The sequence below is a fragment of the Paraliobacillus sp. X-1268 genome (assembly GCF_003426095.1).
GTDB lineage: Bacteria > Bacillota > Bacilli > Bacillales > Amphibacillaceae > Paraliobacillus_A > Paraliobacillus_A zengyii.
Genome location: NZ_QJSK01000002.1, coordinates 42029 through 57907, shown reverse-complemented (window position 1 = coordinate 57907; position 15879 = coordinate 42029). Strand labels below are relative to the sequence as shown.

The 15879-nt window shown below is 34.8% G+C and carries 12 protein-coding genes and 1 pseudogene; 5 read left to right on the top strand and 8 right to left on the bottom strand.

Going from position 1 to position 15879, the window contains the following annotated elements; translation table 11 throughout:
- Positions 1–28: 28 nt before the first annotated feature.
- Positions 29–808 (bottom strand): YibE/F family protein, encoded by a 780-nt coding sequence (locus tag D2K62_RS04930; RefSeq protein WP_112182485.1) that lies wholly within the window; start codon positions 806–808, stop codon positions 29–31.
- Complete coding sequence (locus D2K62_RS04925) at positions 805–1932, bottom strand: YibE/F family protein (protein WP_112182486.1); 1128 nt, start codon at positions 1930–1932, stop codon at positions 805–807. Before D2K62_RS04925 ends, D2K62_RS04930 begins: the two co-directional genes overlap by 4 nt.
- 279 nt (positions 1933–2211) lie before the next feature.
- Between D2K62_RS04925 and D2K62_RS04920 the strand changes: the two genes are divergently transcribed.
- The 3 genes from D2K62_RS04920 (at position 2212) to D2K62_RS04910 (ending at position 5022) form a co-directional block, all read left to right on the top strand.
- The gene (locus D2K62_RS04920) at positions 2212–2943 is read left to right on the top strand and encodes a spr1630 family ClpXP-sensitive toxin (protein WP_112182487.1); all 732 of its coding nucleotides are present in this window, start codon (positions 2212–2214) and stop codon (positions 2941–2943) included.
- A 38-nt stretch (positions 2944–2981) separates the two neighbouring features.
- Entirely contained in the window at positions 2982–4184 is a 1203-nt protein-coding gene (locus tag D2K62_RS04915; protein ID WP_117161028.1) for a spr1629 family repressor/antitoxin, read from the top strand.
- Between the two features lie 235 nt (positions 4185–4419).
- Positions 4420–5022 (top strand): NAD(P)H-dependent oxidoreductase, encoded by a 603-nt coding sequence (locus tag D2K62_RS04910; protein WP_112182489.1) that lies wholly within the window; start codon positions 4420–4422, stop codon positions 5020–5022.
- A 106-nt stretch (positions 5023–5128) separates the two neighbouring features.
- On the opposite strand, the gene D2K62_RS04905 is transcribed toward D2K62_RS04910, so the two are convergent.
- Both D2K62_RS04905 and rpsN read right to left on the bottom strand, forming a co-directional pair.
- Entirely contained in the window at positions 5129–6112 is a 984-nt protein-coding gene (locus D2K62_RS04905; RefSeq protein WP_117148865.1) for a metal ABC transporter solute-binding protein, Zn/Mn family, read from the bottom strand.
- Positions 6113–6202: 90 nt separating this feature from the next.
- Positions 6203–6472: a 30S ribosomal protein S14 gene (gene rpsN, locus D2K62_RS04900; protein WP_117148866.1), complete on the bottom strand. Its 270-nt coding sequence runs from the start codon at positions 6470–6472 to the stop codon at positions 6203–6205.
- Positions 6473–6737: 265 nt separating this feature from the next.
- Between rpsN and D2K62_RS04895 the strand changes: the two genes are divergently transcribed.
- Positions 6738–7478, top strand: coding sequence for a polysaccharide deacetylase family protein (locus D2K62_RS04895; RefSeq protein WP_112182492.1), 741 nt, complete (start codon positions 6738–6740; stop codon positions 7476–7478).
- Between the two features lie 106 nt (positions 7479–7584).
- Here D2K62_RS04895 and D2K62_RS04890 read toward each other — a convergent pair whose 3' ends face one another.
- On the bottom strand, positions 7585–9462 hold the full coding sequence (locus tag D2K62_RS04890; protein ID WP_112182493.1) for a beta-glucoside-specific PTS transporter subunit IIABC: 1878 nt from the start codon (positions 9460–9462) through the stop codon (positions 7585–7587).
- A gap of 299 nt (positions 9463–9761) precedes the next feature.
- Positions 9762–11216 carry a glycoside hydrolase family 1 protein gene (locus tag D2K62_RS04885; protein WP_117148867.1) on the bottom strand — a complete coding sequence of 485 codons (1455 nt, stop codon included), beginning with the start codon at positions 11214–11216 and terminating at the stop codon, positions 9762–9764.
- Between the two features lie 246 nt (positions 11217–11462).
- Between D2K62_RS04885 and D2K62_RS04880 the strand changes: the two genes are divergently transcribed.
- Complete coding sequence (locus tag D2K62_RS04880; protein WP_112182795.1) at positions 11463–12182, top strand: MurR/RpiR family transcriptional regulator; 720 nt, start codon at positions 11463–11465, stop codon at positions 12180–12182.
- 81 nt (positions 12183–12263) lie between these two features.
- Here D2K62_RS04880 and mqo read toward each other — a convergent pair.
- Positions 12264–13775 (bottom strand): annotated as a pseudogene (mqo, locus tag D2K62_RS04875) (malate dehydrogenase (quinone)); the annotation flags it as partial.
- Between the two features lie 260 nt (positions 13776–14035).
- Positions 14036–15856 (bottom strand): YhgE/Pip domain-containing protein, encoded by a 1821-nt coding sequence (locus D2K62_RS04870; protein WP_369974627.1) that lies wholly within the window; start codon positions 15854–15856, stop codon positions 14036–14038.
- Positions 15857–15879: the final 23 nt, after the last annotated feature.

The following is a 15879-nucleotide window of genomic DNA, read 5'->3' as shown; positions in this document are numbered from 1 at the left end:
CATAAAACAGTTAAATATTTTAAGTCAACTATTTGATTTTGGAAGTATTATTTATTTCTTTGTTAACTAAAACGGTTGAAGTTATTAGAGCAGTAATCGGGATAATCAAGGCAACACCAATCCCACCACAAAGAATTGTGATCATCTCGGCACCAAATACCTTTGAATTAATTATTTCACCAAGTGAATAGTCTAAATCTTTAAATCGGATTAACAAAGCTAGATAACCACCAAAAAAAGCAAAGAACAGTGTGTTGGCGCTTGTACCCAGTAAGTCTTTTCCAATACTTAATCCAGCCAGAAAGAGTTCTTTTTTCGATATTTTAGGATTATGTCCTTTTATTTCAAACATCGGTGAACTGATAGAAATAGCCACATCCGTTACTGCTCCAATCGTACTCATAATTATCACAGAAGCCGCTACCTTCACAAAATCTATACCAATATAGAAAGAATAAATATAAAGTTCCTCAACTTCCTCCACGCCAAAACCTTGAATCATCGTTTTTTCTGTAACAATAAAAATAAATAAAAGTAAAATTGAAGTCGTCAATACCGTAGATATAAAAGCTGTTTTCGTTTTAATATTTACTTCATTAATAAAGAACAAATTAATACAGCTTATGATCGTACAAGCAATTAAAGTCAATATTATTGGATTAGCATTTTGATCTGTCATCATTAATACCGTAATTAATAACACGATAAAATTTATGAATAATGCAATAAATGAACGTACTCCTTTCTTCCCACCAATGACGGCCATCATTACAAAGAGAATACCTGCTAATATTACTAAAGCATTCATAATTTCGCCCTCTTTCGGTTAATAAAGAAAATTGTAGTATATAATCCAATCGGAATTGTTAAAACAATACCAATTCCTCCAGCTAATGCGCGAGTCAATTCCAATGATAAATTCATTGAAAGTGTAAAACCTAACGTAACATCATTGAGAAAGTAAAGAAGTAGTGTCGGAATTGTCCCACTAACGTATGCAAAAAATAAAATATTTGTCATGGTTCCCATGATATCTTTACCTATTTCAAGACCTGATGCTTTAAGATCTTTAAAAGAAATATGATGATTTTTTTCATATAAACCAAATAAAGAGGAAGACATTGTCACCCCAACATCCATTACAGCACCTAATGCACCAACAAGTACGCCCGCCATGAATATCGCTTGAGGTGGCCGGGTTAGAAAGGCCATTTCTTCAAAACGTAGGCCTTGCTCATTTGTTAGCCAAAGTACAAACATTGTAATAAAGAGTAACGCAAATGTTCCTAGCGTTGTTGATACAATTGCAGCATACGTTTTTTCATTAAATCCACTAATTAACAACAGAGACACTGCTGTCATTATAATCACGACGATACTCATAATAAATAAGAGACTAGCATCCGCAGTGTTGATATAAATATCCAACGCATAAGCGATCAAAGCAGCATTAACTAGTAAACTAATAATCGCGAATATACCTTGGCGTCTTCCAATTGCCATTAATACAAAAATAAAGATCCATGCAACGAGCAATAAAGATTGATCCCGTTTTACATCGATTATACTTCCAGTCAAATCACCATTATCTTCACTAGAATCAATTGAAATAAATAAATCATCTCCAATATGAAATTCGGGCTGATAAATTCCTGAGCCAGAGTACTCATTACTTAAATGAACAAGCTCACCTTTTGACTCCCCATTCTTCAACTTTGCAATAAGCTGTTGTGTATAAATAACATCTTCATTTTGATGCTCATCTGTTACTTCCGTTTGATCTTCACTACTTATTTCGATAACTTCAGCGATTGACTGATCATAAAAGGAATGATTATTATAAACGAATAGAAGGGACGCAACAAAAGAAATTGCTAGTATTGCAATAAATATAAAGTGTTTGTGTTGTAGTTTTTTTAAGAGATTATTCATCTAGTACCTCCTGTTTTTCGGAGCAATAATTTACATCTTATCATAATTAATGAGGTTAAGCAGATTTTGCTAACTATTATTCTCGAATTTTGATACCAAGGGTTTCGATTACTTATCCGTTTGTTCATTACGTTTTATTCTTTCATTCTATTAAGAAACTATAAAAATAAATCAGTACTTATCATATTACTTTAAAAAAATTAAAAAAAATCATATTCACGTCATCTATTTTAATATAAAATAGAGTTAATTATATCTTGATAGATTGGAGTGGGATGGTTGGATAAGTACAAGTTTAATTCTGAATACAATGAAATGATCGTACACGCTATTGTAGAAGGGTATCGAGAATATATTGAACATCGAAAGGAACGTAGTGAAAAAATGCAGATTAGCTCTGCGTTCGCTTGGACAAAAGGTAATTTTATTGAAAGCAAATTGGCAGAAGAGTGTATCAATCATGGTTTCTCTTTCAAGAAGTCGAAGGCAGGTCTAACATGGGATTATCTCCAATTTATCCATGGAGAGACAAAAAAGTTATTTCTTATCAAAAACGCGGCTTATTTTGATGAAAAATGCTTTTCACAAGCAAAGTCACCGAATAGCTTAGCCAATAGTAGTTATCGTACCTACCTTCATGAGCTTTCCAAAATAAATAACGGTTTATTTCCACAATCTGAGGAAAAACTTACATTTGAACATCCCAAACAACTCTCTTTGTTTGTTGCAGAAAATCAAATAAAAGAAGAGTTAGATCACTACCAAACATACGATGAATTTCATATTCTTACTTATGAACTTGATGATGCATATCAAATAGCTAAAATTATGCATTATTTGCCCAATCCCGAAGATAATATTGCTTATAAGATAGAAGAGCTTTCCTCCTATATTTCTGGAGCGGAATTAACAGATGAAGAGAGGGAAGTTATTGCACCAACAGCTAATGAAGAAATCATAGATCCAGCCGCATTCGATATTGGAATCTTTGAAGAAAAACAAAATGAATGAATACACGATTGATTTCTGATTACATGAGGAGGAACGATATGTTTATTGGTGAGAATTTAACCAATCTTCGTATCATGCGCGGATATTCACGAAAACAGCTCTCTGAACTATTGGATGTTACAGAACAAGCAGTTTGGCAATACGAAAACAAGTACACATCGCCAAAAATGCAGGTGGTTAATGCATTAAAAAATACATTTGGTGTAAAAAGTAAGTACTTCTATACGCAGGATATTCTAGATCGCACTATGATACGAGATAATATTAAAATGACACATATTGCTTATCGCTCTAAATTGATAAATGTTATATCAAAAACACAGGCAGAAGCAAAACACATGGAATATCTAGATACGTTTGTAAATTACTTAACAGCTAAAATCAGTTATCCTTCCCTAAAAATTATTGATTTAAGAAATGACATCATTAATTACCTATACACTTCAAGTGAAGATAGATTTACACAAATAAATAAAGTAGCCAAGCTAGCCCGCAATAGATTAGGATTTAGAGATGATACAAATGATGACCTTTTGTTTTTAGTAGAGAAGAGTGGGGTCTTTATTTTTGAAAAAGCAATTGGAGACGATATTGACGCTTATAGCCTTTGGACAAATCAAGAACGTCCTTACATCATTTTAGGAAATATGAAACGTTCATCTGTACGAAGAAACTTCGATATTGCACATGAATTAGCACATTTATTGCTTCATTATCGATCAGAATTTTCTAGTCTAGATCGCAAGGAACATAAAATATTTGAAAAAGAAGCCGATATATTTGCTGGTGCATTCCTTTTACCAGAAGACGCCTTTATAGCAGACATGAATAATATATATCACGTTACTAACCCAGATGCGTATATCGATTTAAAAAAGAAATGGGGTACCTCTCTTCAAGTACTAGGTTATAGAGCAGCTAATCTAGAAATTTTTGATGCAAAAAGTCACCGGAATTTCTATGCAGCTCTTCACAGAAAAGGGTATTTAAAGAAGGAACCACTTGATGACACTATCCCAATTCAGAAACCACAAAAAATAAAATCTATTATTGATCTAGTGCTTAAAAAGGGAATTATAGATATACGCCAAATGATTGAACATGATTGGATGGTAGACGTTTCTTTCTTTCATCACTTAACAGGAATAGATCAACGTTTCTTTTCTAACTACTTGGTTAGCGAAAAAGATTTTGGGTTGGATAATGTCACTCCGTTACCTTCTCGTATAGTTGGTCGATAAAGAAGCGAGCAGAAATTAGCTGAAAAAAGCTATTAATAGACAAAAAAACGTTCAGAACCAATTTAAACTGAGCGTTTTTTGACGTTAATTTCACTATTCTTCTTCCATTATTCCCTTTAGATAAATCATCACTACTCTCTTAACCTACCATTGTTTTCTAAATATATCCATGCTATGCTTTTATTACTATTTGTGAATTAATTAACATAGTAGTCTAACAAAAGGAGCGAATGATATGAAAGCTTTAATTGTGTTTTCCCATCCAAGAGAAGGTAGTTTTTCTCATGCTTTACTAGATCGCTTAACAAAAGCACTAGAATCAAAGGGGTATCAAGTAAACATAAGAGATTTGTATAAGATGAACTTTAACCCTATTTTAGGCAGAGCAGATATGATCCATATTGAAGATGGGAAATTTGTAAGAGAACAGAAAGCGTTCCCTAAAGATGTCCAAATTGAAATGCAATACATGTTAGAAAGTGATTTATATATCTATATTTTCCCTAGCTGGTGGAATGGTATGCCTGCAATGATGAAAGGCTATATGGATCGTGTCTTTCAACACGGCTTTGCCTATAGCTTTGAAGATGCTGAAGTACAAAAACGTTTTGAAGGAAAACGAGCTTTATTCTTTACTCCTACTGGTCAACCACAGCAAATAGATGGGAAAGAAAATCCATTAACAGAACCTATTCGCACCATTACATCCGGCTGGTTATTTAATGGAAATAGTGTCGAAGTGATTGATCACGTTTTTTATGGTCAAGTTCCCTATCTAACAAGAGACGAACTTGAATTATACTTACAAGATGCTGAGAAAAGAATAGATCAGCTATAAATAAGTAAAGAATTGAGGAATAAACCAACCGCTAATTTCTCTATTCTCATTTTCTAACTACACTATAATGCAGGGACAACACATTATGCCCCTGCAACTTATTTTATTATTCTTCTAAAGCTGTTAATAACGTATCAAGGTTTTTGTTCATTATAGTAAAATAATCTTCATTATTTTCCACATCCTCTTCTGTTAGCACTGACAGATTATGAATATTCAGAGAGGCAACATTAGTCTCATTTTGAATCACTTTAGCAACCTTAGGCTCTATATTCTGTTCGAACAGTAAGTAACGAATACCATGTTCATTGACAATATCTATCACTTCTTCTAATTTTTTTTGTGACGGTTCATTACTCGAAGATAGACCAGAAATAGCCACTTGCTCAATTCCATATGCTTCTTCCCAATAACCGTATGCCGCATGGGTTACCAAGATCTCCTTTCTTGCTGTGTTCGCAAGCTCATCTCTAAAACTTCTATCCAATTCTTCTAATCTTGTTTTTAAATCTTGAAAATTCTTCTCAAATTCTTCTTCTTCACCCGGCATTAATTCAACCAACGTATTCTTTATATTTTCTGCTAATTCAATAGAACGAATAGGCTCTAACCAAACATGCGGATCTTCATCACCATGGTCATGTTCTTCTTCTTCCTCGTGATCATGTTCTTCCTCGTGATCATCAGCATAATCTAATAACTGTATATCCTCTGCTGCTTCTGAAATAATTACATTTTCACCTTCTAGTGCTTCTTCTATACTCACTGCATATGTTTCCATCTCGGCTATGTTATAAATAAAGGCATCTGCCTCAGCAATTTCGATCATTGTTTTAGAGGTTGGCTCGTATGTATGAGCATCTGCTCCAAGTGGTAAAATTGATTCTACTTCAACATGGTCTGCTCCGATTTGTTCAGTAAAGTAAGCCAATGGATATAACGTTGTATAAATAGCTAACACTTGATCCGTTTGCTCAGCAGTTGCTGCGACCTCATCATTCTTCTCTGTAGTCTCTGTTGCACCACAACCTCCTAAAATCAGAAGTGCTATTAGACTAAACATGCCCATATTAATACTGTGTTTTCTCATATTCCCCATCCTTCACTTTTATTCTCGTTTTCCTATATAAATAGTATGAAACTTACAATTCCTACTCAATTTATTTACGAAACTAGGCATTTACCAGCTTGATTTCTTTATCCCAGGTAATTGACCTTTATGTGCGTACTCTCTAAAGGCAATACGTGACATCTTAAACTTTCTCATATATGCTCTAGGTCTACCTGTTATCTGACAACGATTTTTCAAGCGTATTGGCGACGAGTCACGTGGTAACTTACTAAGTGATACATAATCACCTTTAGCCTTTAAGTCCTTTCTTATCTCTGCATACTTTGCTACCATTTCTTGACGTTTTTTCTCCTTCACAACCTTTGATTTTTTAGCCAATTCTTATGCCTCCTCGCAAATAGCAATGGTTACGATTTGTAAATTAAAAACCCGCTTTACGTTTTTATAAATCGTAATAATTACGTTTTGATGACTATTATAAATTATGTTTCTATGTTTGTAAATAGTAATAGTTACGATTTGTTTGTATTCATTGCTGTTTTTTTGAGAAAATAGGAATAAGGACGTTTTATGACATCTTCCTTAAATTATATAACTCTTGTTCGATTGGATATATAATTAGTCGATACAAGGAGGAATTGCGATGCATTTTTCAACAGTTCTATACCATGAAATTAGAAAAAAGAATGATTTCAATCCAGATCAACCATCACATATTGACGTTAATCAGAATTACGATGACATTTTACCTGCTTCTTTATTTGTTACACTTGAGCAATTCAAAGAACAAATGGACTATCTGAAAGAAAATCATTATCACACACTCACATTAAAAGAAGTCAAAGACTTTTATAAGCATCAAAAACCACTACCCGAAAAATCAATTTTACTTACTTTTGATGATTGTTTTCAATCTGTGAAAGAATATGCCTATCCAATTTTGAAAAGCTATGGATTTAAAGCAGTTGCCTTTGTTGTTACGAGCTGGTTGCACGAGGAGGTAAAACCATTCGATACTAATAAATCTATTTGTATGTCTAAACAGGAGCTAGAAGAAATGACTGATGTATTTGAATATGCAAATCATACCGATTCTTTTCATCAACGTAAAAATGACTCCCTTAGTCTGATGATGGAAGCAACAGACGAGGCGTTTGCTGAGGATTTAGGAGTTTGTAACGAATATGTACCTGTAAATGACGTGTTTGCTTATCCATTTGGATTATTCACCGAAAGAAATGTCTCTCTTTTAAGGGAAAAAGGTTTCTCTCTCGCATTCACTTGTGAAATGGGCAACAATGATGAACATACTGATCCATTATTACTCAGACGAAATGTCATTCCATATTTTTTAGATTTAGCACAATTTGATAAACTTATTTAGAAGCAGAAAACCGTCTCCTGATTTTTCACTAAAAAATGAGCAACAATGGCCGAGTCACTGGCCATGTTGCTCATTAATTGAATAAAATTGATCATAATAGTGCCAATTAAACAATTACTTTAATAAAGTCCTCACCTACTGCAACATTTCCTTGTTGTTTCACATTAGCTATTTCTTTATATGCTGCTGTGTTCGTAATAATAATAGGCGTGATCGTGTCATATCCAGCAGCTTTGATTGCATCCATATCAAATATAAGTAGGGCATCACCTGCATTTATTTGATCGCCCTCTTTTACAACAGCTTGAAAATGTTTTCCATCTAGTTTAACTGTATCTAAACCAACATGAATTAAAATTTCTGCTCCATTTTCACTTGTAATACCAAGAGCATGTTTTGTAGGGAAAATCGTTGTAATCGTACCTGTAACTGGTGACATTACCTTACCTTCTGTTGGAAGAATAGCATAGCCTTTACCCATCATTTCTTGGGCAAACGTTGGATCATTAACTTCTGATAACGGCTTTGACTCACCTTTAATCGGACTAACTAGTACTTCAGATGTTATCTTGTCTTCTGTTTTAGGTGTAGTTTCTTTACTCGTTTTTTCTACTTCAGTTGAATTATCGGCAACTGGTACATCTTTAAATCCAATAAAATACGCAACTACGAAAGACACGATTAACGAAATAATAAGGGCAATAATTGCATGCACTATAGTTGGACCTATAAGTACTGGAATTCCAGGTAGTCCTGCATTACCAGTGATTACAAACGCTTTAGTATTTGTTAAGCCATTATATAGACCACCAGATGCACCACCTATCATTGCAGCAATAAATGGTTTCTTTAATTTCATGTTAACACCATACATAGCTGGTTCTGTTATCCCCATCAATGCGGTAACACCTGTAGAGAACGCCAATGACTTAAATTTCACATTTTTAGTACGTAATGCAACAGCTAATGCAGCACCAGCTTGTCCCATATTTGCAACGAACATTGCTGGAATCATATAATCATAGCCATTAACTGCAAGGCCATTAATAATAATTGGCGATAATGCATAATGCATTCCTGTCATAATAATTAATGAGAACGTTGCACCTAATAACGTTGATGAAACAAAAGCAGCGTTATCAAATAAGAAGTTAACACCAATTGAGAGATAATCCCCGATAACAGTTCCGAGTGGTCCAACTACTATTAACGTAAATGGCACAATAATTAATAGCGTCAAGGTTGGAACAACGATTAATTTTAATGATTGATGCGTAACTTTATCAACCCATTTTTCCACATAAGATGAAGCCCAGATTGCTAGTAATATTGGAATTACTGTTGAGGAATAGGTAGCAACAACCGTGACTGGTATTCCAATAAAAGATACACTTTCACCGGTTGCAAATAGAGTAGCCAAATTAGGGTGAAGAATTGCAGCCCCGACAGATGCGGCGATAAATGGATTACCCCCAAATTTCCTTGCTGCACTAACTGCTAATAGAACAGGTAAGAAGTAAAATGCACCATCTCCAATTATATTTAAAATTTGGTAGGTCTGACTCGTATCCGTAAGCCAACCTAATGTTACAAAAAGAGCTAGAAAACCTTTGATCATACCTGCCCCTGCTATTGCAGGAATAATGGGTGTGAAAACTCCAGCAATTACTTCAAATAGAGCTGAAACAACGTTCTTTTTCTCTCCATTTGATTTTTTCTCATTACTTGTTTCCTCACTTAAATTACTATTTGCAATCAATTCTTTATATACATTTGATACCTCATTACCAATAATAACTTGGAATTGACCGCCACTAAGATTGGTACCCATAACGCCATCCAAATCTTCTATTTTGTTTTTTTGCACCTTATCATTTTCATTGAGATTAAAGCGTAAACGCGTCATACAATGAACAACACTTTGTACATTGTCTTCTCCGCCAACTGCTTGTAATATTTGTTCTGCTGTTTTTCTGTGTTCCATGCTTATACCTCCGATTTTTTTAAATATTATTTCTAAAACAATTAACCTATAATGGCTAAATCCTTATGTACTAATGTACTTTAAAGCGTGATACCCATTCGTTTTTCCCACAAAAAAAACCTAAGTTACCTCAGGGCACAAGAGTCTTTAACTCTTCCGCACTTGAAATAACTTAGGTTTTGCCCGCTTAACCAGTAACAATCCTAAATGGATGATTAATTTGTAAACAAACTATAACAAGCTCAATCTTATTTGTCAACGTTTACTTCTGTTTAATAGAGCATGAAGTTCCGATCATTTTATAAATTATTACCATTTGTTGCAATTACTTCTTTATACCAATCAAATGATTTCTTTCTTTTTCTTTCTAATGTACCATTACCGTAATCGTCTTGATCTACATAGATAAAACCATAACGTTTAGACATTTCTGATGTACTTGCAGCAATCAAATCGATACAACCCCAGCTAGTATATCCCATGACGTCTACACCTTCTTTAATAGCTATTCCCATTTGCTCAATATGAGCACGTAAATATTCAATTCGGTAATCATCGTTAATAGACCCGTCTTCTTCTACTTTATCATATGCTCCAAGACCATTCTCAACTATAAACAACGGGACTTGATAACGATCATATAGCTTTTTCAATGTAAGACGTAAACCTTTCGGATCAATTTGCCATCCCCAATCAGATGCTTCTAAGTAAGGATTTTTAACGCCACTAAAGAAGTTACCCTTTTCTTTCTCTTTATCTGGTGCTCCACTTGCAACCATCGTCATATAGTAGCTAAAGGATAGAAAGTCTACCGTATGCTGCAATAGAATTTCTTCATCTCCTGTATGCATTTCAATATTGATATTATTTTCTTCAAAGTAATTCAACATAAAACTCGGATAATAACCACGTACTTGAACATCTGTAAAGAAAAGATTTTTTTGATCTTCTTCTAATGCTGCTAAAACATCATCTGGATTGCATGTTTCTGGATACACTTCCATACGTGCTAACATACAACCAATTACTGCATCAGGTATAATTTCGTGACATGCTTTTACAGCTCTTGCACTTGCCACAAATTGATGATGTAATGCCTGATAAACAGCTTGCTCCTTGTTTGTGACCCGATCAACCAATATCCCGCTTCCAATGTAAGGTGAAAAAGTAGATACGTTGATTTCATTAAATGTTAACCAATATTTCACTTTATCTTTATATCGTTTAAATACTGTTTCTGAATAATGGACAAAGAAATCAACTAAACTGCGATCTGCCCATCCATTATATTTTTGCACTAGATGTAGTGGCATTTCATAGTGAGAGATTGTTACTAATGGCTCAATATTATATTTTAGTAATTCATCAAACACTTTATCGTAAAATGCTAAACCTTCTTCATTAGGTTCTGTTTCATCACCATTCGGAAAAATTCTCGGCCATGAAATCGATAGGCGGAAAGTCTTAAACCCCATTTCTGCATACAAAGCAATGTCTTCTTTATAGCGATGGTAAAAATCATTTCCACGACGTTTCGGAAAGTTATCTCCTCTTTTTCCTTCTAACAACTCTTGTAATTCCTTTTCGCTTGTAACATCCATCTCAATGTTATTACCACGTTCCTCTTTAGGAATAAATGAAACCATATCAAAAATGGATAGACCTTTACCACCTTCGTTATATGCACCTTCTATTTGGTTAGCAGCTGTAGCTCCTCCCCATAAAAAACCTTCAGGAAAATACGTTTTCTTCATATAAATACCTCCATATTTAGTATCTAAAATAGTTTTCTTCACTATCGACTACTTCCATATTACTTCACTAGGTGAAACTATAATCAGCATAAGCGGATTAGTAAGAAATGTATATATAACGCATTGATCTTGTTCGTTTTAACACAGTAAGTCACTTGTGTCATATTTGTAACACACTGTTTCATCAGATGGTTTATGCTATAATTAATGCAACAACCAAACAGACTGAAGGTGAAGATAATAGCTATATTTACAAGCGAGATCATTGGATCTTTTAATGAATTAGAAACTTCTATATACAACTTTATTAGTAAAAATAAAGAAAAGGTTGCCTATATGCGCATTCGCGAATTAGCAGCTGAAACCCATGTTTCAACAGCAACCGTTTTACGCTTCTGTCGAAAATTAAATTGTGAAGGTTACTCAGAATTTAAAACAAAGTTAAAAATGGAATTAGATAAGAGCGAGAAGACTACAATTAAAAGCTCTCAACATGCACTGGTTGAATTCTTTGAAAGAACATTAAACGGGGAAAGTGATGAAAGAATTACAAAGGTCGCAGCTTTAGTAGCAAAATCAGATAATGTTATATTTATCGGTAATGGCAGCTCTGGCATTCTTGCTGAATATGGTGCAAGGTACTTTTCAAGTTTAGGCTCTTTTTCCACTTATATTAGAGATTTTTCTTACCCAATCCATTCTAAACTAAGGTATAACAGTGTAGCACTTGGCTTATCTGTTTCAGGAGAAAATCCCTTTACCATTTCTCAATTAAATCAGCTTAAGCAAGAAGGAAGTAAAATTATTAGTATTACAAATAATAAGCTTTCTACCATAGCAAAAATTTCAGATATAAATATTCCTTATTATATGTCTGAAGAATTCTATCAACAAACCAACATCACGACGCAAGTTCCAGTCATGTATATCTTGGAATCTATCGCTCGTGAAATACATAACCTATAATTAATTAAAAACCTTAGACCTAAATTCACTTTAGGTTTAAGGTTTTTAAGTGTTTCACCTTGATTTCTTAAAGGCAGACTACTAATATAGCGCGTCCTTTTTGCCTAAACGAAGCGTCTGCTCTATCGATTTCTCTAAATCTTTATAAAAATCCGGATTTTCAGATAGTGATATGCCATAAGATGGTATCATTTCTTTTATTTTCGGTTCCCACTCATCGAGATATTCAGGGAAACATCTTTCAATTAACTCAAGCATAACGTGAACAGCAGTAGAAGCTCCAGGTGATGCACCTAATAATGCTGCTACAGAGCCATCAGAACTATTAATAATCTCCGTACCAAATTGAAGTGTTCCTTTACCCCCAGCTTCCGTATCTTTAATTACTTGTACACGTTGACCAGCTACCATGATATCCCAATCGGCACTTTTAGCATCTGGGATAAACGCCCGTAATTCTTCCATCCGCTTTTCATTTGTTAAAATAACTTGTTGCATCAAGTATTTTGATAATGGTAACTCTTTTACTCCGGCTGCCAACATTGTTAATAGATTATCTACTTTCACAGAAGTTAACAAATCAAGGTTTGAACCTGTCTTTAGAAACTTTGGTGAGAATCCGGCGAAGGGACCATATAGTAAAGTTTTTTTGTTATCGATAAATCGTGTATCAAGATGCGGAACAGACATTGGTGGAGAACCAACCTTAGCTTTACCATATACTTTCGCATGATGTTGCGCTACAACATCCGGGTTGTTACACACCATGAATAAGCCACTTATCGGAAATCCGCCGATTTGTTTTGATTGAGGAATACCTGTTTTCTGTAATAAATGCAGACTTCCACCTCCACCACCGATAAAGACAAATTTAGCACGATGATATTCGATTTTATCGTTACCTTGCACTTTCACTTCCCATAGACCGTTATCCTTACGTTTAATGTCTTTAACAGCGTGCATATAATTCACTTCAATATTTTCGCTTTGTAAGTGGTCAAATAACAGACGTGATAAAGCACCAAAGTTAACATCTGTACCCGAATCGATTCTTGTTGCTGCTATTGGTTCACTCAAGGTACGTCCTTCCATGATTAGCGGCATCCAATCCTTCAATTTTTGGGGTTGATCCGTATATTCCATCCCTTGAAACAAGGGATTATATGATAGTGCCTTGAAACGATTTCTTAAAAACTTTACATTTCTTTCTCCTTGGACTAAACTCATGTGCGGCAAAGGCATAATGAAATCTTGTGGGTTACGAATAATATTTCTGTTTACAAGATAAGACCAAAACTGTCTGGAAAGCTGAAACTGTTCATTAATATCAATTGCTTTACTAATGTCGATCGAGCCATCCTGTTTTTCTGTTGTATAGTTAAGTTCACACAATGCAGAATGTCCAGTACCCGCATTATTCCATTCATTGGAGCTTTCTTCTCCTGCATTTGCTAGTTTCTCAAACACCTTTATTTTCCAGTCTGGTGCTAACTCGTTCAATAATGATCCCAAAGTTGCACTCATTATACCGGCACCAATTAGGATAACGTCTGCTGGTTTTGTATTTTGCATTATAGCTTTCCTTTCCCCAAATAGTCGCCAAAAAAGACAGCAGTGTTAGTCTAAAATTCAGATGTAAAACGAATCAAACACGGCTTAGCATCGCACCTTTTTTGTTTCAATTACAACTCTATAGTAGTAAAGTCTGTCTATGAATTCATCTATCAATTCGTATCTACTAATTATAAACTACTTCATTCTATTTAAAAATAGCTCTTTCACAAAATGAGGTAGATAGTTATTCCATATTTATAAAAAAGAGAAGCGCCTAAGCGCTCCTCCCATACTTTTTATCAATTTTTAAATAAATTCAGCAATCGGGCCCAGAAACCTTTTGGTTCTTCCTCTTCTTCCTCTTCATTTGATTCTTGTTCTTGCTTTTCAATACTTTCTGTTTTAATCACAAATTGTACCGAGTTTACTTTCTCATTTTCTGCAGAGACAAATGATACAGCATCAAAATCAGATTTATCAAAATCAGCAATCATCTGGTCGATTTCCTCTTGCATCTCTTCAGGCATATCTTTAGTAGATTGATACAGTGTATCTGTACCATCATCAAGTTCATCAACACCAGATTCTAGTTCATCGGTTCCGCCTGACAAGTCGACGATTCCACTATGAATTTCATTGTACGAACTCGATAATTGGCCAACGCCATCTGTGTAGCTTACGAGTCCCGCATGAAACGTTTTGTAATTACTAGACAAGGTCGCCAATCCAGCTTGTAGTTCTTCTAAAGAGTCTGCCACATTCATTCCTTCCAATGAGTTTGTAATATCAGTAGCCATCGTATCCATACTTTTTGCCATTTCCGTAACTGATGTGCTAACTTCTGTAAGCGTTGGATCTACTGCCTCAAAGGCTTCTTTTGTAACGGTATAAGTCTCTTTAGCTTTACGTGTAGCTTCATACGTTTCAAGCAATTTTTCAACCACTTCACTATCCGCATCACTCGTTTTAAGGGCTTCAATCTCTTCTTTCGTTATCTCGTATTCAGGGATTGCCACCATTGCCTCATCTAATGAGCTATAAGCAGCAGTGTAATTCTCGTTTAGTTTTGTTAAGCCATCCGCCGTTTGACGCAAGCCTTCTGCTAATTGTGAGAGCCCATTTGGTAGCTCTTTTAATGCACTTAAGTCCATCTCACTTGAGCTCTCACTAAGCGAACTATTAATCTGAGCTAGCCCTTCGTCAATAGCTACCGATGCATCAATAAGTCCACTAGAAGACCCGTTGATCTCGGAAATACCATTTAAATATTGACCAGAGCCATCACGCAAACTTGCAACGCCACTGTTTAAATCTGAGACACCTGTATTTAGTTCCCCAACACCATTACTAATCTCTCCAATTGCATCTGTTAATGAATTCATCTCACCCGTCATTTCATCAATATCTGGAGCATCAATTGACATCGATTGTGGCACCGCTGCTATTTCCATAGCCTGTAACTCGAAATCAACGGCATCAGCTTTAAGACCAAGAGCTCCGGCTTGTTCAGGCATAACGGTGAATGTTACTTGCTTGTTTTTACCCGCGTTTGCAATTACTCCACCTTCTGTTTCGATATTATCAAAAATCTCAGGTTCTAAATTAAGTGAAATTTGTAAAAGATAGTTTTCGAAAAATATAGGATCAACATTTTCATTGGCAGACGTTTCAATTTTCATTTCTACATTTCCGTCTTTTCCCGCAAGTTCAGTTGGCTCTATTTCATTACCATCTAATAAATAAGAAATTGTAATATCCCATGGTAATGCTGCGTTATCCAAGTTTCCTTGATAATAGAATTTATCTTCTGGTAAAGTAAGTTCGATTTTATCTTCCTCTTGTTTAATTTCCGATAGGTCAGTTAGATTCTTAAGGTTAGAATACATACCGTAATCGACAATATTTCCTTCTTCGACTACATCAAAAACATTAACAACATAAACTTCTTGTCTATCTCCATTAGGACTTAGCGTTGCATACACTACCTCATCCTTTGAAGCGTACTCTCCTGTTGCATCTTCTGCCGCTTCCACATGATTATTTAAATTAGCAGTTACTAGAAATGACGGCACGACAAGGACTATAGCCATTAATACATAAAACATCCGTTTGTTTCTCATCATCATTCCCCTTTTGTAATTCT

What these genes read in the sequence shown, in the direction of transcription:
- D2K62_RS04930 (WP_112182485.1), bottom strand. Translation starts at nt 808, where the DNA reads ATGAATGCTTTAGTAATATTAGCAGGTATTCTCTTTGTAATGATGGCC.
- D2K62_RS04925 (WP_112182486.1), bottom strand. Translation starts at nt 1,932, where the DNA reads ATGAATAATCTCTTAAAAAAACTACAACACAAACACTTTATATTTATT.
- D2K62_RS04915 (WP_117161028.1), top strand. Translation starts at nt 2,982, where the DNA reads ATGTTTATTGGTGAGAATTTAACCAATCTTCGTATCATGCGCGGATAT.
- D2K62_RS04910 (WP_112182489.1), top strand. Translation starts at nt 4,420, where the DNA reads ATGAAAGCTTTAATTGTGTTTTCCCATCCAAGAGAAGGTAGTTTTTCT.
- D2K62_RS04905 (WP_117148865.1), bottom strand. Translation starts at nt 6,112, where the DNA reads ATGAGAAAACACAGTATTAATATGGGCATGTTTAGTCTAATAGCACTT.
- D2K62_RS04895 (WP_112182492.1), top strand. Translation starts at nt 6,738, where the DNA reads ATGCATTTTTCAACAGTTCTATACCATGAAATTAGAAAAAAGAATGAT.
- D2K62_RS04890 (WP_112182493.1), bottom strand. Translation starts at nt 9,462, where the DNA reads ATGGAACACAGAAAAACAGCAGAACAAATATTACAAGCAGTTGGCGGA.
- D2K62_RS04885 (WP_117148867.1), bottom strand. Translation starts at nt 11,216, where the DNA reads ATGAAGAAAACGTATTTTCCTGAAGGTTTTTTATGGGGAGGAGCTACA.
- D2K62_RS04870 (WP_369974627.1), bottom strand. Translation starts at nt 15,856, where the DNA reads ATGAGAAACAAACGGATGTTTTATGTATTAATGGCTATAGTCCTTGTC.